The sequence below is a fragment of the Azoarcus sp. PA01 genome, from assembly GCA_001274695.2.
Lineage (GTDB): Bacteria > Pseudomonadota > Gammaproteobacteria > Burkholderiales > Rhodocyclaceae > Aromatoleum.
This window is the reverse complement of sequence record LARU01000004.1, coordinates 637970-656689: the sequence shown is the minus strand read 5'-3', so window position 1 is coordinate 656689 and position 18720 is coordinate 637970. Positions and strand designations below refer to the sequence as shown.

The 18720-nt window shown below is 64.9% G+C and carries 23 protein-coding genes and 2 tRNA genes; 18 read left to right on the top strand and 7 right to left on the bottom strand.

The window, feature by feature from the left end; genetic code table 11:
• The first annotated feature begins 8 nt into the window (after positions 1 to 8).
• From lepA to PA01_15145, 14 genes are all read left to right on the top strand, one after another.
• Positions 9 to 1805, top strand: coding sequence for a translation elongation factor 4 (lepA, locus tag PA01_15210; GenBank protein KON79810.1), 1797 nt, complete (start codon positions 9 to 11; stop codon positions 1803 to 1805).
• Positions 1806 to 1853: 48 nt separating this feature from the next.
• On the top strand, positions 1854 to 2642 hold the full coding sequence (gene lepB, locus PA01_15205) for a signal peptidase I (protein KON79809.1): 789 nt from the start codon (positions 1854 to 1856) through the stop codon (positions 2640 to 2642).
• 19 nt (positions 2643 to 2661) lie between these two features.
• Positions 2662 to 3021, top strand: coding sequence for a DUF4845 domain-containing protein (locus tag PA01_15200; GenBank protein ID KON79808.1), 360 nt, complete (start codon positions 2662 to 2664; stop codon positions 3019 to 3021).
• Positions 3021 to 3698 carry a ribonuclease III gene (gene rnc / locus PA01_15195; GenBank protein ID KON79807.1) on the top strand — a complete coding sequence of 226 codons (678 nt, stop codon included), beginning with the start codon at positions 3021 to 3023 and terminating at the stop codon, positions 3696 to 3698. The genes PA01_15200 and rnc overlap by 1 nt, the downstream gene beginning before the upstream one ends.
• Positions 3695 to 4612 (top strand): GTPase Era, encoded by a 918-nt coding sequence (era, locus tag PA01_15190; GenBank protein ID KON79806.1) that lies wholly within the window; start codon positions 3695 to 3697, stop codon positions 4610 to 4612. The genes rnc and era overlap by 4 nt, the downstream gene beginning before the upstream one ends.
• Before the next feature lie 21 nt (positions 4613 to 4633).
• A complete protein-coding gene (gene recO / locus PA01_15185) occupies positions 4634 to 5353 on the top strand; it encodes a DNA repair protein RecO (protein ID KON79805.1) in 720 nt (239 codons plus the stop codon).
• Complete coding sequence (locus PA01_15180) at positions 5350 to 6105, top strand: pyridoxine 5'-phosphate synthase (protein ID KON79804.1); 756 nt, start codon at positions 5350 to 5352, stop codon at positions 6103 to 6105. The genes recO and PA01_15180 overlap by 4 nt, the downstream gene beginning before the upstream one ends.
• A 10-nt stretch (positions 6106 to 6115) precedes the next feature.
• The gene (gene acpS / locus PA01_15175; GenBank protein ID KON79803.1) at positions 6116 to 6493 is read left to right on the top strand and encodes a holo-ACP synthase; all 378 of its coding nucleotides are present in this window, start codon (positions 6116 to 6118) and stop codon (positions 6491 to 6493) included.
• Positions 6490 to 7560 carry a beta-N-acetylhexosaminidase gene (nagZ, locus tag PA01_15170; protein KON79802.1) on the top strand — a complete coding sequence of 357 codons (1071 nt, stop codon included), beginning with the start codon at positions 6490 to 6492 and terminating at the stop codon, positions 7558 to 7560. The genes acpS and nagZ overlap by 4 nt, the downstream gene beginning before the upstream one ends.
• A 23-nt stretch (positions 7561 to 7583) precedes the next feature.
• Positions 7584 to 9392, top strand: coding sequence for an excinuclease ABC subunit UvrC (gene uvrC / locus PA01_15165; GenBank protein ID KON79801.1), 1809 nt, complete (start codon positions 7584 to 7586; stop codon positions 9390 to 9392).
• Positions 9393 to 9424: 32 nt separating this feature from the next.
• A complete protein-coding gene (pgsA, locus tag PA01_15160; GenBank protein ID KON79800.1) occupies positions 9425 to 10018 on the top strand; it encodes a CDP-diacylglycerol--glycerol-3-phosphate 3-phosphatidyltransferase in 594 nt (197 codons plus the stop codon).
• Positions 10019 to 10054: 36 nt separating this feature from the next.
• A tRNA-Gly gene (locus tag PA01_15155) sits at positions 10055 to 10130 on the top strand.
• Between the two features lie 71 nt (positions 10131 to 10201).
• Positions 10202 to 10275, top strand: a tRNA-Cys gene (locus PA01_15150).
• Positions 10276 to 10521: 246 nt separating this feature from the next.
• The gene (locus PA01_15145; GenBank protein KAI5912343.1) at positions 10522 to 11136 is read left to right on the top strand and encodes a site-specific integrase; all 615 of its coding nucleotides are present in this window, start codon (positions 10522 to 10524) and stop codon (positions 11134 to 11136) included.
• Here PA01_15145 and PA01_19095 read toward each other — a convergent pair.
• The 4 genes from PA01_19095 to PA01_15130 all read right to left on the bottom strand — a co-directional run bounded on the left by PA01_19095 (position 11102) and on the right by PA01_15130 (position 13414).
• Positions 11102 to 11461: a helix-turn-helix domain-containing protein gene (locus tag PA01_19095; protein KAI5912342.1), complete on the bottom strand. Its 360-nt coding sequence runs from the start codon at positions 11459 to 11461 to the stop codon at positions 11102 to 11104. The genes PA01_15145 and PA01_19095 overlap by 35 nt on opposite strands.
• Before the next feature lie 109 nt (positions 11462 to 11570).
• Complete coding sequence (locus tag PA01_15135; protein ID KON79799.1) at positions 11571 to 12527, bottom strand: IS110 family transposase; 957 nt, start codon at positions 12525 to 12527, stop codon at positions 11571 to 11573.
• Positions 12528 to 12617: 90 nt separating this feature from the next.
• A complete protein-coding gene (locus PA01_19090; GenBank protein ID KAI5912341.1) occupies positions 12618 to 12989 on the bottom strand; it encodes a hypothetical protein in 372 nt (123 codons plus the stop codon).
• Positions 12986 to 13414 (bottom strand): hypothetical protein, encoded by a 429-nt coding sequence (locus tag PA01_15130; GenBank protein ID KAI5912379.1) that lies wholly within the window; start codon positions 13412 to 13414, stop codon positions 12986 to 12988. Before PA01_15130 ends, PA01_19090 begins: the two co-directional genes overlap by 4 nt.
• Positions 13415 to 13616: 202 nt before the next feature.
• Between PA01_15130 and PA01_15125 the strand changes: the two genes are divergently transcribed.
• The 3 genes from PA01_15125 (at position 13617) to PA01_19085 (ending at position 15023) form a co-directional block, all read left to right on the top strand.
• Positions 13617 to 14216: a TrkA family potassium uptake protein gene (locus PA01_15125; GenBank protein KON80379.2), complete on the top strand. Its 600-nt coding sequence runs from the start codon at positions 13617 to 13619 to the stop codon at positions 14214 to 14216.
• Between the two features lie 84 nt (positions 14217 to 14300).
• A complete protein-coding gene (locus PA01_15120) occupies positions 14301 to 14522 on the top strand; it encodes a hypothetical protein (protein KON79798.1) in 222 nt (73 codons plus the stop codon).
• Positions 14523 to 14567: 45 nt separating this feature from the next.
• On the top strand, positions 14568 to 15023 hold the full coding sequence (locus tag PA01_19085; protein ID KAI5912340.1) for a hypothetical protein: 456 nt from the start codon (positions 14568 to 14570) through the stop codon (positions 15021 to 15023).
• On the opposite strand, the gene PA01_19080 is transcribed toward PA01_19085, so the two are convergent.
• From PA01_19080 to ilvD, 3 genes are all read right to left on the bottom strand, one after another.
• Entirely contained in the window at positions 14959 to 15132 is a 174-nt protein-coding gene (locus tag PA01_19080; GenBank protein KAI5912377.1) for a VOC family protein, read from the bottom strand. The two genes, PA01_19085 and PA01_19080, sit on opposite strands and share 65 nt — an antisense overlap.
• 123 nt (positions 15133 to 15255) lie before the next feature.
• The gene (locus tag PA01_15115; protein KAI5912339.1) at positions 15256 to 15978 is read right to left on the bottom strand and encodes a cytochrome P450; all 723 of its coding nucleotides are present in this window, start codon (positions 15976 to 15978) and stop codon (positions 15256 to 15258) included.
• Positions 15979 to 16130: 152 nt separating this feature from the next.
• On the bottom strand, positions 16131 to 17834 hold the full coding sequence (gene ilvD / locus PA01_15110; GenBank protein ID KON79797.1) for a dihydroxy-acid dehydratase: 1704 nt from the start codon (positions 17832 to 17834) through the stop codon (positions 16131 to 16133).
• Between the two features lie 196 nt (positions 17835 to 18030).
• On the opposite strand from ilvD, the gene PA01_15105 reads away from it, so the two are divergent.
• Positions 18031 to 18675: a rhomboid family intramembrane serine protease gene (locus tag PA01_15105; GenBank protein ID KON79796.1), complete on the top strand. Its 645-nt coding sequence runs from the start codon at positions 18031 to 18033 to the stop codon at positions 18673 to 18675.
• Positions 18676 to 18720 lie beyond the last annotated feature (45 nt).

The window sequence follows — 18720 nt, the reverse complement described above, 5'->3', positions numbered from 1 at the left end:
GTTGTCGCATGCAACATATCCGAAATTTTTCGATCATCGCCCACATCGATCACGGCAAGTCCACGCTGGCCGATCGGCTCATCCATTTCTGTGGCGGCTTGTCCGATCGCGAGATGGAGGCGCAGGTTCTCGATTCGATGGATCTCGAGCGAGAGCGCGGAATCACGATCAAGGCCCAGACGGCCGCGCTGCAGTACAAGGCCAGGGACGGGCAGGTCTATAACCTCAACCTGATCGACACGCCGGGCCATGTGGATTTCTCGTACGAAGTCAGCCGGTCGCTGTCGGCGTGCGAAGGCGCGCTGCTCGTCGTGGATGCGTCGCAGGGCGTCGAAGCGCAGACGGTAGCGAACTGCTATACGGCGATCGAGCAGAACGTCGAAGTCGTTCCGGTGCTGAACAAGATCGACTTGCCGGCAGCCGACCCCGAGAGCGCGCGCAAGGAGATCGAGGACGTGATCGGCGTCGATGCGTCCGAGGCGGTGCTGTGTTCGGCGAAGACCGGACTCGGCATCGAGGACGTGCTGGAAACCGTCGTGCGCCGCGTGCCGCCGCCGAAAGGCGATCCGGACGCGCCGCTGAAGGCGCTGATCATCGACTCGTGGTTCGACAATTACGTCGGCGTCGTGATGCTCGTGCGCGTCGTCGATGGCGTGCTCAAGCCGAAAGACCGCATCCTGCTGATGGCCAATGGCGCGCAGTACCCGTGCGACCAGGTCGGCGTGTTCACGCCGCGCTCCGTGGCGCGCCCCCAGCTGTCGGCCGGCGAAGTCGGATTCATCATCGCCGGCATCAAGGAACTGCAGGCGGCGAAAGTCGGCGACACCGTGACGCTCGCGACGCGCCCGGCGAGCGAGCCGCTGCCGGGCTTCAAGGAGATCAAGCCGCAGGTGTTCGCCGGCCTTTATCCGGTCGAATCGAGCGAATACGACCAGCTGCGCGATTCGCTCGAGAAGCTGCGGCTCAACGACGCTTCGCTGCAGTACGAGCCGGAAGTCTCGCAGGCGCTCGGTTTCGGGTTCCGCTGCGGCTTTCTCGGCCTGCTGCACATGGACATCGTGCAGGAGCGGCTCGAGCGCGAATTCGACATGAACCTCATCACCACCGCGCCGACGGTGGTGTACGAAGTCGTGATGAACAGCGGCGAGGTGATCCGCGTCGAGAACCCGGCCAAGCTCCCCGATCAGTCGAAGATCGCCGAGATCCGCGAGCCGATCATCACCGCCACGATCTTCCTGCCCCAGGACTACGTCGGGCCGGTCATCACGCTGTGCAACCTCAAGCGCGGCGCGCAGGTGGACATGCGCTACCACGGCCGCCAGGTCCAGCTGATCTACGACCTGCCGATGAATGAAGTCGTCATGGATTTCTTCGACAAGCTGAAATCCGTTTCACGCGGCTACGCCTCGCTCGACTACGATTTCAAGGAGTACCGCGCAGCGGATCTCGTCAAGCTCGACCTGCTGGTCGGCGGCGAAAAAGTCGACGCGCTGTCGGTGATCGTCCATCGCGCGTCTGCGCAGTACCGCGGGCGCGAAGTCGCGGCGAAACTGCGCGGACTGATTCCGCGTCAGATGTTCGATGTCGCGATCCAGTCGGCGATCGGCTCGCACATCATCGCCCGTGAAACGATCAAGGCGCTGCGCAAGAACGTGCTCGCCAAGTGCTATGGCGGCGACATCTCGCGCAAGAAGAAGCTGCTCGAAAAGCAGAAGGAGGGCAAGAAGCGGATGAAGCAGGTGGGCAACGTGGAAATCCCGCAGGAAGCTTTCCTCGCCGTGCTACGGGTCGATGAAGGCAAATGATGCGCAGGCCGGCGTGATGGCGCCGGAACGCTTCGATACGGAGTCCGTGTGAATTTCGCCCTGGTATTGTTTCTGCTGCTGGTCGCCACCGGAATGCTGTGGCTGATCGACCGCTTCGTCGCGCGCAAACGGCGCGCCCCGGGAGCCCCCTCGCCGTGGTGGGTCGAGTACGGGGCGAGTTTTTTCCCGGTCATCCTGATCGTGTTCGCGCTGCGATCCTTTCTCGTCGAGCCGTTCAAGATTCCGTCGGGCTCGATGATTCCGACGCTGCTCGTCGGGGACTTCATCCTCGTCAATAAATGGGTCTATGGCATTCGCGTGCCGGTGATCAACAAGAAGATCATCGACGTCGAGGAGCCGAAACGCGGCGACGTGATGGTGTTCCGCTATCCGGCCGATCCTTCCCTCGACTACATCAAGCGCGTGGTCGGCCTGCCCGGCGACAAGGTCGAATACCTGAACAAGCGGCTGCGGATCAACGGTGAAGTGGTAGAACTCGCACCCCAGCCCGACTACCTCCACCCGGATCGCCTCTACTATTCTCCCCGTTTCGCCGAGAAGCTCGGCGAAGCGAACCATTCGGTGCTAATCGAGCGTGATACGCCGGCATTCGTTCCGCATGTGCTCGACTTCCCGTATCGCGAAAACTGCACCTACACGACGGCCGGGGTAAGCTGCACGGTGCCGGAAGGGCATTATTTCGTCATGGGCGACAATCGGGACGCGAGCAGCGACAGCCGCGTGTGGGGGTTCGTGCCGGACGAGAACATCGTCGGGCGCGCATTTTTCATCTGGTTCAACTTCAGTGACATGAAGCGCATCGGTGGTTTCCATTGATACGGAGAACTTTAATCGCATGAAAAGCAGACAACTCGGTCTTAGCCTGATGGGCGTGCTGATCGTCGGGGCGCTGTTGGGCTCGGCGTTGCTGGTCGCTTTCCGCACCGTGCCGGCGATCAACGAATACCTCGCCATCAAGCGCAACGTGAAGCTGGTTGCGGAAGAAGGCGACAACGGCGTGGCGACCCCCGAACTGCGTCGCAGCTTCGACCGGCGTCGCCAGATCGATGACGTCGTCACGGTCAGCGGGGCAGACCTCGACATCACGAGGCCCGGCGGCAAGACGGTCGTCGAAGTCGCCTACGAACGCAAAGTGCCGGTGGCGGGGAACGTCAGCCTGCTGTTCGATTTCCAGGCCACGTCGGCCGAGCAATAGTGGCCGGCAAGCTCGATCGCCTGCAGCGCCGCCTCGGACACCGGTTCGACGATCCGGCGCTGCTCGAGCAGGCACTCACGCATCGCAGTTTCGGACAGCCGAACAACGAGCGGCTGGAGTTTCTCGGCGACAGCATCCTCAACTGCGTCGTCGCGATTGCGCTGTTCGAGCGTTTCGCAAGCCTGCGCGAAGGCGAGATGTCGCGCCTTCGCGCGTCACTGGTGTGCCAGGACGGCCTGCACCGGATCGCGCTGGAACTCGACCTCGGCGAACATCTCCGTCTCGGCGAAGGCGAGATGAAAAGCGGCGGCTTTCGCCGTCCGTCGATTCTCGCCGATGCGCTCGAGGCGGTGTTCGCCGCGACCTTTCTCGATCAGGGCTTCGCGGCCGCGAAAGCGGTCATCGATCGCCTGTATGGCCCGATGATCGCCGCGATCGATCCGGGCGTCGCTGCGAAAGACCCGAAAACGGCGCTGCAGGAGCTGCTGCAGGGGCGCAAGCTGCCGCTGCCGACCTACGTCATGGCCAAGATCCACGGCGAAGCCCATGCGCAGGAATTCGAGGTGGTGTGCGAGGTCAACGCACTGAACCTTCGCACCACCGGCCGCGGCACCAGCCGCCGTGCCGCAGAACAGCAATCGGCGGAATTCGCGCTCGCCCAGTTGAGGAAGCAATGAATCAGGAAAACACGCCGCAAGCCGATGACAAGGTGCCGTTTCGCACCGGCTTCGTCGCCATCGTCGGACGCCCCAACGTCGGCAAGTCGACTTTGCTGAACCGGCTGATCGGGCAGAAGATCAGCATCGTCTCCCGCAAGGCCCAGACCACGCGGCATCGCGTCACCGGCATCCTGACGGACGACAACGCGCAGTTCGTGTTCGTCGATACGCCCGGTTTCCAGACCCGCCATCGCAACGCGCTGAACCGTTCGATGAACCGCACCGTGTCGCAGGTGCTCGGCGACGTCGATCTGGTGTTCCTGGTGATCGAGGCGGGGCGCTTCGGCGACGACGACCGCAAGGTCGTGTCGGTGCTGCCGGCCGACGCGAAAGTGGTGCTGGTCATCAACAAAGTCGACCGGCTGGGCGACAAGAGCCAGCTCCTGCCGTTCATCGCGAAGATGGCGGAAGTCTATCCCTTCACCGAAATCGTGCCGTTGAGTGCCGAACGCGGCACGAACGTCGAAGCGCTCGTAAAGGCGGCCACGCCGTTGCTGCCCGAAGGCGAACCGATGTATGGCGCCGACGAGATCACCGACCGCAGCGAGCGTTTTCTGGCGGCGGAATTCCTGCGCGAGAAGCTGTTCCGCCTGCTCGGCGACGAACTGCCGTACGGCGTCGCGGTCGAGATCGAGAAGTTCGAGACGGAAGGCAACCTGCGCCGCATTCATGCAGCCGTCGTGGTCGACCGGTCCAGCCACAAGGGCATCGTCATCGGCAAGGGCGGCGAGCAGCTGAAGCGCATCGCCTCCGAAGCGCGTGTCGAACTCGAAAAGCTTTTTGACGGCAAGGTGTTCCTCGAAGTGTGGGTCAAGGTCAAGAGCGGCTGGGCCGATGACGAACGGGCGCTCAAGAGTCTCGGCTACGAATAATCCGACCGTGCGCGTGGGGCCGTGAGCCAGAAGCAGCGCATCGATCAGCAACCTGCGTTCGTCCTGCACACTTATCCGTGGCGCGAAACCAGCTTGATCGTCGAGATTTTCTCGCGGGACCACGGCCGGGTCGCGCTGGTGGCCAAAGGCGCTCGCCGGCCGATGTCGGCGCTGCGCGGCGTGATCATGGCGTTCCAGCCGCTGCTGATGGACTGGTCCGGCGGAGGCGAAGTCAAGACGCTGGTGCGTGCCGAGTGGCGCGGCGGGCAGCCGCTGCTGACCGGCCGGGCGCTGATGTGCGGTTACTACCTCAATGAACTGCTGGTGCGGCTCACCGCGCGCGAAGATGCGCATCCGGCGCTGTTCGATGCCTACGCGGACGCGCTTGCGCAGCTCGGACGCGGCGACGCGGCGCCGATCCTGCGGCGCTTCGAACTCACGCTGCTGCGCGAACTCGGTTACGGCGTGGGCCTCGACATCGAAGGCGACTCGAATCGGGCCGTCGATCCCGCGCAGCAGTACGTCTATATAATCGAGAAAGGTCCGGTACGGCTCGCCGGCAACGACGAAGGACGGCCGGGCGTGAGCGGCCAGACGCTGCTCGACATGGCGCGCGGCGATTTTTCCCGCGCCGAAACCCTTTTCCAGAGCAAGGCGCTGCTGCGCCTGCTGATCAATCACTATCTCGGCGGACAGCCGCTGCAGTCGCGCCGGGTGCTGAAGGAGTTGCAGGAACTGTGATCGAACTCGGCGTCAACATCGACCACGTCGCGACGCTGCGCCAGGCGCGCCGCACGTGGGAACCGGATCCTGCGTGGGCGGCGGCGGAAGCCCATCTCGGCGGGGCGGACGGCATCACCGTGCATCTGCGCGAGGACCGCCGCCACATCCAGGACGAGGACGTGCGCAGGCTGCGCGAGCTCACGCAGGTCAAGCTGAACCTCGAGATGGCCGCGACCGACGAAATGGTCGGCATCGCATGCGCGCTCAAGCCCGAGATGGCGATGCTCGTGCCCGAGGGGCGTCACGAGGTGACGACCGAGGGCGGGCTCGACGTGCTGGCACAGGAAGGCCGATTGAAGGACGTCATCGCACGGCTCGCCGATGCCGGCATCGTCGCGAGCGTGTTCATCGACGCCGAACTCGGACAGGTCGAAGCGGCGGCCCGCATCGGCGCGCGGGTCTGCGAGATTCATACCGGCCGCTACGCCCATGCGTTCCACGCCGCCGGCCGCGATGCGCAGAGTGTCGCGGTCGTCGAGCAGCTCGACAAGGTGCGCCGCGCCGGCGAGGCGACCCAGGCACTGGGCATGCGCTTCAATGCCGGCCATGCGCTGAACTACTACAACGTGCAACCGATCGCACGTTTGCCGGGAGTGCGCGAACTGCATATCGGGCACGCCATCGTCAGCCGTTCGGTGTTCACCGGGCTGCGCGAGGCGGTGCGCGAAATGAAGCGGCTGATGCGCGAGGCCGCCAGCCTCGGGCGATGAGCGCGCGCGCATGATCCACGGCATCGGTACCGACATCGTGCAGGTCGAACGCATGCAGCGCTCGCTTGACCGTCATGGGGCGCGTTTCGCCGCACGAATTCTTGCCGCGTCCGAGCACGACGGCTTTGCGGCGAGCCGCGACCCCGCACGTTTCCTCGCCAAGCGCTTCGCGGCCAAGGAGGCGTTCGGCAAGGCGCTCGGAACAGGCGTCGCGATTCCGGCAACGCTGCACGCGGTCGCGGTCGACCACGACGAGCGCGGCAAGCCGCTGTATTGCTATGACAGCGCGCTGGCCGGTTTTTTGGCCGAGCGCGGCCTCAACGCACATTTGAGCCTCACCGACGAGGCGGACTACGTCGTCGCCTTCGCCCTGATCGAGAAACGATGACTTTCCAATCCGATTCGCCTGCCACTGTCCGGCCGCTGGGGCCGGTGATGCTCGATGTCGCAGGGTTTGCGCTGACCGATGAAGAGCGCGAGCGCCTGCTCGACCCGCTGGTCGGCGGCGTGATCCTGTTCGCCCGCAACTTCCGCGATTCGGAACAGTTGCAGGCGCTGACTGCCGAGATCCATGCGCTGCGCAGTCCGGCGCTGATCATCGCGGTCGATCACGAAGGCGGCCGGGTGCAGCGTTTTCGCAGCGGCGGCTTCACGCGCATTCCGTCGATGCGCTGTCTCGGCCGCCTTTGGGAGCATGATCATGTCGCCGCGCTCGAATCCGCGCGCTGCACCGGCTACGTGCTCGCCGCGGAGCTCCTCGCGCACGGCGTCGACCTCAGCTTCACGCCGGTGCTCGATCTCGACTTCGGTTGCAGCCGTGTCGTCGGCGACCGGGCTTTCCACCGCGACCCGCTCGTCGTCGCGGCGCTCGCGCAGTCGCTCGTGTCCGGCATGGCGGACGCGGGCATGGGCTGCGTCGGCAAGCACTTTCCGGGTCACGGCTATGCCGAAGCCGATTCGCACGTCGAGATCCCGGTCGATGAGCGCGAATTCGATGCGATCTGGGCCGAGGACATCGCCCCGTACCGCCACCGGTTGGGGCGCCAGCTGGCCGGCGTGATGCCCGCGCACGTCATCTACCCGCGCGTCGATCCGAATCCGGCCGGTTTCTCGCGCTTCTGGCTGCAGGACATCCTGCGCGGGCGCGTCGGCTTCGGCGGCGTGATCTTCAGCGACGACCTGACGATGGAAGGCGCGACTGTCGTCGGCGACATCCTTGCGCGTGCGCGCGCCGCGTTCGGCGCCGGATGCGACATGGTGCTGGTGTGCAACCGGCCCGACCTCGCGGTCGACCTGCTCGACCGCTGGGCGCCGGACATCGCCCCGGAGAGCCGCGCGCGCATCGAGGCGTTGCGCGCGCGTCCGCAGGCTGCCGATCCGTTCGCGCTGGAGCTGCATCCGGTCTATCGGCAGGCGCGTGACGTCGTCGCCGGCCTCGTCGAGGACGCGGCCTAGATCGCGTTCCCCGGGTCTTCACGATGACCGCGCCCGGCAGCCCGTTCGACGCCCGGACCTTCCTCAGGACGGTGCCCGAGGAGCCGGGCGTCTATCGCATGATCGGCGCCGACGAGCGGGTGCTCTACGTCGGCAAGGCGAAGAATCTCAAGCGCCGCGTGTCGAGCTATTTCCAGCGCACCCAGCCCAGTCCGCGGATCGCGATGATGGTCGCGCAGATCCTGCGCGTCGACATCACGCCGACGCGCTCCGAGGCCGAAGCGCTGCTGCTCGAGAACAACCTCATCAAGAGTCTCGCGCCGCGTTACAACATCCTGTTTCGCGACGACAAAACCTATCCGTACATCGAGCTGTCCGGCGACGAATTCCCGCGCCTGGCCTACCACCGCGGCGCGTTCACCAAAGGCGCGCGCTACTTTGGCCCGTTCCCGAACGTCTGGGCGGTGCGCGAAAGCATCCACCTGCTGCAGAAGACGTTCCGCCTGCGCACCTGCGAAAACCCGGTGTTCCAGAACCGCTCGCGCCCCTGCCTGCTGCACCAGATCAAGCGCTGTACCGCACCGTGCGTCGGTCTGATCGACAAGGACGCGTACGCCGCGGACGTCAGGCTTGCGGCGCGCTTTCTCGAGGGTCGGGCCTCGGAAGTCATCGACGACCTCACGGCGCGCATGCACGCCGCGGCCGAGCGCCTGGCGTTCGAGGAGGCCGCGGCATGCCGTGACCAGGTGCGCGTGCTGCAGGCGGTGCTCGCCCGCCAGTTCGTCGACAGCCGCAAGGACGAGGATGTCGATATCATCGCCGCGGTCGAGGAGGGCGGGGTGACCTGCGTGAACATCGCGATGGTGCGCGGCGGGCGGCATCTCGGCGACCGTCCGCAGTTTCCGAGTGCGGCGGCCGGGATCGGCGCGCTGGATGCTGCGCTGGCGTTCATCGAGCAGCACTACCGCGAGCACGAGCTGCCGGCAAAGGTGCTCGTGAATGTGCCGCTCGCCCCGGTCACGCTGCTGATGGACGAGATCTGCGACAAGCCCTGCGCGTTGCTCGCGCCGCGTCTGCAGGCTGAAAAAGTGTGGATGGGGATGGCGGAGAACAACGCGCGTCTTGCGATCGTCGCCCGCGCACGGGACACCGGCCGGGCTGAAATGCGCCTCGAAGCCCTGCGCGAGGCGCTCGACCTGGGTGAGCCGCCGCGGCGAATCGAGTGCTTCGACATCAGCCACACGATGGGCGAAGCGACCGTCGCATCGTGCGTCGTAAGCGTCGACGGGGCGATGAAGAACTCCGAATACCGTCGCTACAACATCACCGGCATCACGCCCGGCGACGACTTCGCCGCGATGCGGCAAGTGCTCGAGCGCCGCTACGGCAAGGTCGCGGCCGGCGAAGGCGTGTGCCCCGACCTGATACTGATCGACGGCGGCAAGGGGCAAGTCAGTTCGGCACGTTCGGTATTGGCTGACGTCGGGCTCGAATCGGTCGCAATGGTGGGGGTGGCGAAAGGCGAGGAGCGCAAGCCCGGCCTGGAGACGCTGGTTTTCCCGGACGGCCGCCTGCAGAACCTCGCGATCGACCATCCGGCACTGCATCTGATCCAGGAAATCCGTGACGAGGCCCATCGCTTCGCGATCACGGGCCACCGCGCCAAGCGGGCGAAAGCGCGTATCGGCTCGCGGCTCGAGGACATTCCCGGCGTCGGTCCGACGCGCCGGCGCAACCTGCTCGCGAGCTTCGGCGGACTCGACGGGGTGCGCGCGGCAACCGTGGAGGACCTGTGCCGCGTCGGCGGGGTCAGTCGAAAGACTGCGGAAGCGATATACAATGCGCTGCATTGACGCGCTCGCATCGGCCGGCAAGGCCTCATTCAATGCTATTCAATGTTCCAAATTCACTGACCTGGGCGCGCATTGCGCTGATCCCGCTGTTCGTCGGCGTGTTTTATCTTCCCGACAGCTGGCTCGACGCTGAAGAGAAAAACTTGGCCGCGACGATCATTTTCATCATCGCGGCCGTCACCGACTGGTTTGACGGTTATCTCGCCCGCGCCCTCAACCAGACTTCGGCCTTCGGCGCATTTCTCGACCCGGTCGCGGACAAGCTGATGGTTGCGGCAGCGCTGATCCTGCTCGTGCAGCTCGCGCGCGTCGATTCGATCATCGCTGTCGTCATCATCGGCCGGGAGATCACGATTTCGGCGCTGCGCGAATGGATGGCGCGCGTCGGCCAGTCCGCGGGGGTTGCGGTCGCTTTTGTCGGGAAGCTGAAAACCGCGGCGCAGATGATGGCCATTCCATTGCTGCTCTACAATGCCCCGCTGCTGTCGCTGGACTTGCGCATGATCGGTAACGTCCTGATTTATATCGCGGCAGCCCTGACGTTGTGGTCGATGGGGTATTACCTTCACCGCGCGATGCCGCAGCTTGCCCGCTATGACCGCGATATTCGAAACAAAAGCGGTTGACAGGCATAAATACGAACCTATAATGGCGGTCTTTCAGCGGGAATAGCTCAGTTGGTAGAGCGCAACCTTGCCAAGGTTGAGGTCGCGAGTTCGAGACTCGTTTCCCGCTCCAGAATTGCCGGAAAATTCCATTTGAATTTTCCGCCCGGTGAAGGCGCATCGGGAAGGCAGGCCAGCAAAGCTGGCGCGATGGCAGAGTGGTTATGCAGCGGCCTGCAAAGCCGTGTACATCGGTTCGATTCCGGTTCGCGCCTCCAAAAGAATCAAGCACTTAACCCGCTTCGGCGGGTTTTTTGTTGCCTGAAATCCGGCGAAAAGTGGTCTAAAGTTGGGTCGTGCCACTCCACTTGTGTGGCAAAACCACTCGTCCACGTGACGATTGTGTGTGGACGCGATGCCTAGATTGGCTCGCCCGGCGCCACGCACCCATCTTTCCCGGCAACCCGCTCCGACCCCTTCCGAAAGCCTACTCGGCCTACAGCCAGTCGGACGGGGAGGTGGCGATGGTGAACGGCAAGGGCCCGCGGGAGGACATGGCACGCGACCGAAGGCTGCAGCCGGGCGAGGAGGAGCGTATTCGGGCGGTCCTCGGCGGCAAGAACCCCGAGGGCAAGCAACGGGCGCTGACCCTGCGACACGCGGATGCGCTAGCCGTGATGTTCGACCTGGCGCTCGAATCATCGATGCGCTTGGGGGAGACGTTCACGCTCACGCTCGACCAGGTGAACCTACCGGGACGCACCATTTTCCTGGACCGGACAAAGAACGGCGACAAACGCCAAGTGCCGATTACGAGCGTTGCCGATCGGTTGTTGCGCGACTACATCGGCGAACGCACGAGCGGGGTGCTGTTCCCCTGGTGGAGTGGCACTTTCGACGCAAGCGAACTCGAGCGCATCACGTGGCAGCTTTCCCGCCAGTACGCGCGGATCTTCGCCGCGGCAAGGTGCGAGGACCTCACGTTCCACGACCTGCGCCACGAGGGGATATCGCGGTTTTACGAGCGGACGACGCTCGAGAGCGCCGTGATCAGAAAGATGGTGGGGCACCTGTCCGAGCGTGCCCACCAGCGGTACATGAACCTCAGGGCGTCGAGCTTCGCCGACCGGTTGTGGTGAGGATCACGCCTCGAGCGACGAGTGCCGGAAGCTTGTTTCGCCGCCCATACCTTGCCCGCACGGCACCCGACCCGGTCGTGACCGCAGGACGTTCCGAGCGCGCCATTTCGCCTGCCGCGATTCGTTTTGCATAATCGCGCCGCTCGGCCGTCTGACGTTCGATCTCGGCGCGCAGGTACTCCCGTAGATCGGCGATGTGCAGGACGTAGGCCTTGCCGATCCGTCCGGCGGGGATCGTGCCAGTGTCGATGAGCTCCTCGAGCGTCTCGGTGGAGGTATTCAGGTACTCGGCGGATTCCGTCAGGCTGTAGGTTTCCTTGCTCACGATTCAGCCTCCGTCGCTCCCCCTCGGGGGTGCGATCGCGCGCCCGCAGCGCTGGATCGCGGCGTTGCTGCCCGTGGCGCCCCGATGAGCTGAGCAACTGTCTTTCAAGTCAAGCGAGATGAATCGAATCGTCCCAAGAGGCGCCGGATCGGACCATCGCATTGAGGATGGTCAGCAGCTTGCGCATGCAGGCGACGATGGCGACCTTCTTGGGCTTTCCTGCGGTGACGAGGCGCTCGTAGAAGTGCCCGATCACACGATTGAATCGGATGGCGGCGAGCGTGGCCATGTAGAGGGCGCGCCGAACGTCGGCGCGCCCGCCGAAGATGCTGCGCTTACCGCGCATCTGTCCGGAATCGCGATTGAAAGGGGCGAGCCCGACCAAAGCGGCGATCTCGCGCCGGGACAGGGTGCCCAGTTCCGGCACGTCGGCGATCAGGGTGGTGAGGGTGGCCGGCCCGATGCCGCGCACGCTCGCGAGCTGGCGGGCGAGTGCGGCATGATGGCTGTCGATGTGGCTGGCCAGTTGGGCCTCGACCGTATCGAGCTGCTGACGGATGGCCTTGATGAGGGCCTCGATACTGGCACGGGCAGCCTTATGGCTGACCGCCAAGCGCTGGCGCTCGGCCACCAGCATCGTCACCAACTGCCGACGCCGGGCCACCAGCGCCTGCAGTGCCTGTTGCTCGGCGGTGGGCAGGGCCTTGACGAACTTGTCGCGCTCGGGGTGACGCACCAACACCTGGGCCAGCGCCGCCAGGGCGCGCGCGTCGATGCGGTCCGTCTTGGCCAGATAGCCCATGGCGCGGGCAAAGTCGCGTGCCTGGCGCGGATTGACCACGGCGACGGCGAACCCGGCTGCCTGCAGCGCACAGGCCAGATCCCGCTCGAGGCCACCGGTGGCTTCCATCACGATCAGCTCGACCGTCCGCCCAGCCAAGGTCGTGATCAGCGCTTCATGGCCGGCGTCGTCGTTGGGAAACGTCCGCACATCCGTCATCACACCCAAGGCAGCATCGAAACTCAGCTTGGCAATGTCGATACCCACCACGATCGCTTCGGGCATGTTCCTACCCTCCCATCCTTGCAAATGCGATTTTTCAGTCCAGCAACTGTTCGGGCTCCGGAGGAACGGTCGCGACGGCGCGCCATCTGCTCAGTTACGGGCTTGCAGGCCCCGAGGGGTAACAGGCTGCGCCGCCGTGCCCGAAACGACTCGCGCTGTGGATTTGTGGACGATGGCCTGTCGGCCACCGGGCCGCTTGCCGTGGAAAAGTCTGACGACTTTTCCACCGCGCGGCCCTTCGCCCACAAGCTCCACAGCGCACCAATCATTTTTATAAAGATCAATCTGGAAGATACAAGGGGCACCTTCGCTGATCTTGGCACCGTACCGGCCGGTCGGCTCGTGCGGGGCAGGGTTGGCCAGATTGAAGTGGTTTGCTCGGCCGCAGACCGACCAGCCGAAGTGGAAGCGGTAAATCCGTCGCGCGCCGCTAGAACGGACCGGGGTGTCGGTACGTTTCATGCCACACCCTCCTCGGTCTGGCGCCGCCTCGGATCGGCCTGCGGCCGCAGCTCGTAGTAGCGATCGATGAAGAGGTGCTTCGCCACGATGGGCGGCAGCGGCTGGAGTTTGAGCGACAACGGCCGAACCTGGAGGAGGGCGGGGCACATGCTGTCGCGCGGTCGCTCGAGGTCGCGTTGCTCAGTGGCCCGAAGGATGAGGTCGGCGTCCTGGACCGAGGAAGGCAGGGTGCCCGAGACCCCGAACTTCGCCCGAATCGCCGCGGTGGTACGGCCGTCCATCTCGCGGCTCGCCAGCAACTGCCCGAGGGCCTCCTCGATGTCGAGCAGCAGGGCTGGCAGGGCGTCTTGAGGGGGCACCATTACGCTCGCGAGATAGTCGTGTTGCGCGACCGAGTAGGTGGTCAGCCACCAACTCGAACGCATGCCGCACCCCGAGCGGGGCTACCGGGCGTGCCTCGGGCTGATGCGCCTCGGTCGTCAATACGGCAACGAACGCCTCTTCTCTGTCATTTGACAGCGCTGAGATTAATGTCCGTTGACAGGATAGGAGCCGCCAGAAACCAGGCCGGTCGCCAAGGGCGACTCGAAAACAAAAAGCTACGGAGTAGCCGCCGAAAGACCGCGCATGGGCTACGGCGGCATCACCCTGCCGGGCCGATGCACATTTGCTGATAGGCGCAGCCGGCGCCGACATCTGCTCACCCATGCGGTGCAGGCCGATTCGACCAACGCGATGACTATGCGCCAGCTCGGCGTGGCCGATTTCGCGCATGCCATCGCGGGTATCGGTGGCGATCTCGCAGCCAGTCTGATGACGGTAATGGCATTGACCGAATTGGAGATTCCCGACATCTGGGTCAAAGCCATGACGCCCCAGCACGGCAAGATCGCCGAGCGTATCGGCGCGCACCACATCGTCTATCCGGAAGCCGACATGGGGGAGCGCGTCGCCCATCTGATCAGCGGGCGAATGATGGACTATATTGAGTTCGACGATGGCTTCGCAATCGCAAAGATCCACGCGCCAGCCGCCACCCACGACCTCACGCTCGCAGCGTCGGCCGTGCGCGAGAAATTCGGTGTCACGGTCGTCGGCATCAAGCGCGCCCATGAAGATTTCCAGCACGGAAAGCCGAGCAGTGTCGCGCGCCCAGGTGATCTGTTGATCGTTTCCGGTCCGACCAAGAAGGTCGAGGCTTTTGCCGCTAGCGGCCGGCGCCGTTAGCGAGCCCGGCGACCTGCGGATGAGAACGGACCTACGCTCGGACCGGCGAGTTCCTGCTTCTACTTCTGAAAGGGCTTTCGGTACATGCTCAACTGGATCCTGAGTCAATTCAAGCGGCAGCGGACTGAAGATCTCGAGCGGGCGCGAGAAATGGTCAAGGCTGCTAAAAGTGGCAGGCAACATATCGTCCCCGTCAAGGCGCGCGAGCTTGCCCGCGCATTCGGGATCGAAGTCGATGCCCATGAGAGCATTGATCACGTGATTGACAAAATCCGACGCTATCTCACACGCATTGGCGAGATGTGAAACTGACCGCCTGGAAGCACTGAACGAGAGTCAGACAAGGTGCGCGTGGCCTATGCCAGTGAGCCCTTTCGAATGACCGTAGAGCCTCGACAACAGGCATTCAATCTGAGCGCGAACGAAGGGCAGCAACGGGTTGAAAGTTCGCGTTCGCCAGATAGGAAAGATGCCGTCCGTTGCCTCCTGGCGCTGAACGACAGGTTACGGGCGCATTCCCGCCCGATTGAGCGCCGCAGCTCAACGGCAGGTCAGGCCGAGACGCTGAATTCGATCATCCGGCATGTTTCGGAGCGGAACAGCCATTCGAAAGTCCGTTGTCGAGAGAAGGTGACCGGCCGGAGCAGGCGGGATTTCTCGCCCGGTGAGCACCGCGACGTGCCGTTCGTCGCTGGCACGGCTTCGGCGTCAACCGCGCCGAGCGGCCTTGATCGCAGCGATATCAATCTTTCTCATCCCCATCATGGCTTCGAACGCGCTGAGCCGCAGCTGGATCAGGATCGGTGATGGCGGCTGTCAGGGCGCGTGGCCGGATTTGCCACAACAGTTCCCACTTGTCTTTGCACTCGCCGCATGCGCTTTCCTGTCCGTCATTTTCTACAGTCGCCTTCCACAGGCGGTCCGTTTCAGTCTGGTCGGTAGTCCAACCTGAAATCCCACGCCAACAGTATCTGCGGGCGCCGAGTTAATGGTAGGTGGCACGTGCCAGCTTCCAACTCATGCGCCAAGGCGAACGGGGTTACGCCAGCACGATCGGTACCATGGCCCAGCCGCCAACTGGAGACACGGCCCGCTCGGCTGGCCGCTGCGAGTCGAGTGCAATCGACGACGTCGCGGCGAGGAGTTCTTGCATCGCGATGCGCATTTCCAGCGTTGCCAGCAAGCGTCCGGGGCACGCGTGCCTTCCGATGCCGTACACCAGGTTTCGGTCGGCGTTACGCTCCGGATCCATGGCGTCCGGGTCGCCGAAGACCGCCTCGTCCCGGTTCGCGGACGTCCAGTTCAGTTTCACGCGTGCACCTTGCGGCAGTTCCGTGCCACCGATCGTGACCGGGCACATCGTCACGCGGCGATTGGACACGAACGGGTCGTCGATCCGAAGGATCTCATCGATGATGGCATCGATCTCGGCGTCAGGTACGCCCGAGCGCAGATGATCCTGCACCGCTGGGTGCGTCGCCAAGTAATGGACTAGCACGCCGATACATTGTGCGATGGAGCCCAGGTCCCCACCCGTCCAGTTACGCAGAACCGACACGATCTCCGCGTCGGTCAGCGGCCGGCCGTTCACTTCGGTCCGCATGAGCCCGGCGGTGACATCGTCCGCGCCGTCCTCGCGCGCAGCGCCGCGGCGCGGCTCGAGCACGGAGCGGATCAGGTCGTCGAACGACTCTGCCACCCGCTGCGTCCACGACCGATCGCCCGAGCGCGTCGCGGCATGGTTCTCGGCAACCCAGTCCACGAGGCGATCTTCGAGATCGGCTGGCCAGCCCAGCCGAGACCGCCTGTCACCGACCGGCGTGAGAACGCCTGTTGCGGCTTCTCGCGATCTGCACCAGCTGGGCTTCGCCAGGCCCGATCCCGCGGCCTCCGGCCGGGTCTGCGGGTCACCAACTACAAGTCCAGATCCGTAACCGCACCCTTGCTCGCGGAACTGGCGAGCTTCGCAAACTTAGCCAGCACGCCGCGGGTGTAGCGCGGGGACGGCGGCGTCCAGTCGGCGGCTCGGCGCGCGAGCTCTTCATCGCCGACATTCAGCTGGACGAGCTGCCGGTGCGCGTCGATCGTGACCGAGTCCCCGTCGCGGACCAGCGCGATTGGGCCACCGACGAACGCTTCGGGGGAAACGTGGCCGACGACCATGCCCCAGGTGCCTCCCGAGAACCGGCCGTCGGTGATCAGCCCGACCGACTCTCCGAGCCCCTGCCCGACGAGCGCCGACGTCGGGGCGAGCATCTCGCGCATGCCGGGGCCGCCCTTGGGTCCCTCGTAGCGGATCACCACCACGTCACCCTCTACGATCTTGCGCGCCATGATCGCCGCCATCGCGTCGTCCTCGGAGTCGAAGACGCGCGCCGGGCCGGTGATGGCGGGATTCTTCAGGCCCGAAATCTTCGCCACGCAGCCTTCCGGCGACAGATTGCCCCGGAGGATTGCCAGGTGGCCCTGCGCGTACAGCGGATCGGACAGCGGACGGATGACGTCCTGATCGGCACCCGGCGCTGCGGGTACGTTCTCGAGCAGCTCCGCGATCGTGCGCCCGGTGATCGTGACGCAGTCGCCGTGCAGCAGACCCGCGTCGAGCAGCAGCTTCATCACCTGCGGAATGCCGCCTGCCTGATGGAGATCGGTCGCGAGGTACTGCCCGGATGGCTTCATATCGACGATCACCGGCACGCGTCGCCGGATGTGCTCGAAGTCGTCGATCGTCCACGGCACCTCGGCGGCGTGGGCAATCGCCAGAAAGTGCAGCACCGCGTTGGTCGAGCCCCCCGTCGCCATGATCACGCTGACGGCGTTCTCGATCGCCTCGCGGGTGACGATGTCGCGCGGGCGAAGGCCGCGTTTGATCGCCTCCACCAGCACCCGGGCGGACTCGGCGGCGCTCGCGAGCTTCTCGGCGTCCTCGTTGGCCATCGTGGAGGAATACGGCAGGCTCATGCCGAGCGCCTCGAACGCGGCGCTCATCGTGTTGGCCGTGTACATCCCGCCGCACGAGCCGCTGCCGGGGCAGGCGCGCTTTTCGATTTCCTTGAAATCGACCGGGTCGAGCCGCCCCGCGGTGAATTCGCCCACCGCCTCGAACACCGAGACGATGTTCAGATCCCTGCCTTTGTAATGCCCCGGTTTGATCGTGCCGCCATAGACGTAGATGCCCGGCACGTTGGTGCGCACGAGCGCCACCATGCCGCCGGGCATGTTCTTGTCGCATCCGCCGATCACCACGACCCCGTCTTGCCAGAGCCCATTGACGCAGGTCTCGATGCTGTCGGCAATGACTTCCCGCGACACCAGCGAATACTTCATGCCCTCGGTGCCCATGCCGATGCCATCGGACACGGTAGGAGTGCCGAACAGTTGGGGATTGGCGCCGGCCTCCTTCAAGGCTGCGACGGCAGCATCGGCCAGCGGTTGCAGCCCGCTGTTGCACGGCGTGATCGTCGAATGTCCGCTCGCCACGCCGACCATCGGCTTGCCGAAATCCGTCTCCCGATAGCCCATCGCGTAGTACATCGATCGATTGGGCGCGCGCATCACGCCTTCGGTCACGTTGCGCGAACGTTCATCGATCCGGGCTGGACGGGTGGGGTCGGACATATCGTCTCCTTGCGGGTAGCGGTTCGCATCCCCGGCTTCAGGGCATCGGCCGCGCCCCGACGTTTCCTGAGAATCATAGGCCGGGCCGCCCTCGGCCGCACTGGCCGGCTGCGCCGCCCATCCAGGTCGCGAGCGAGCCTAGAATGAAGCAAGACGCGCACATAGCGGGCCGAAGTCGGCCGATGAGGCAAGGACGATGGACGTAGACATTCCCGACCCGGCCTACACGAGCTCCGAGCGCGCCCGCGCGAGCTTCCGCCTTGCGTTCAGGATCGCACTCTGCCTGGTCGCTTTCCTGTGGCTGATCCAGGTGGTGAACACGGCGCTCGACTTGGGCCTCGAGAGGTTCGGCGTGCGCCCGCGCGAGTTGAGCGGACTGCCCGGCATCGTACTGGCGCCGCTGCTGCACGGCAGCTTCGGCCACCTGATCGCCAACACGGCGCCGCTGCTGGTGTTGCTTACGGCGATGCTGCACCTCTATCCGGGCTCGGCCGTCCGGGCACTCCCAGCGATCTTCCTCGGCCCCGGCGCCGCTGTGTGGCTGCTCGGCCGCGCATCGGTCCATATCGGTGCGAGCGGTGTGGTCTACGGCCTGGTCGCCCACATTTTCCTGGCCGGCGTGATCCGACGCGATCGGCGCGCGATCGCCGCGTCCCTGCTCGTGTACTTTCTCTACGGCAGTCTGGCCTGGGGAGTCCTACCGATTCAGCAGGGGCGGTCGTGGGAAACTCATTTGGCGGGTGGCCTGATCGGCGCGCTGTCGGCGATAGCGCTGCGGCGTCTCGATATCCCGCCTCGCCGCCGCTATGCCTGGGAGGACGAAGAAGGCGAGCGCGAATGATCCATTGCATGGCGCGACGAAAACCGGCCGCCCGCGCGTGAAGCG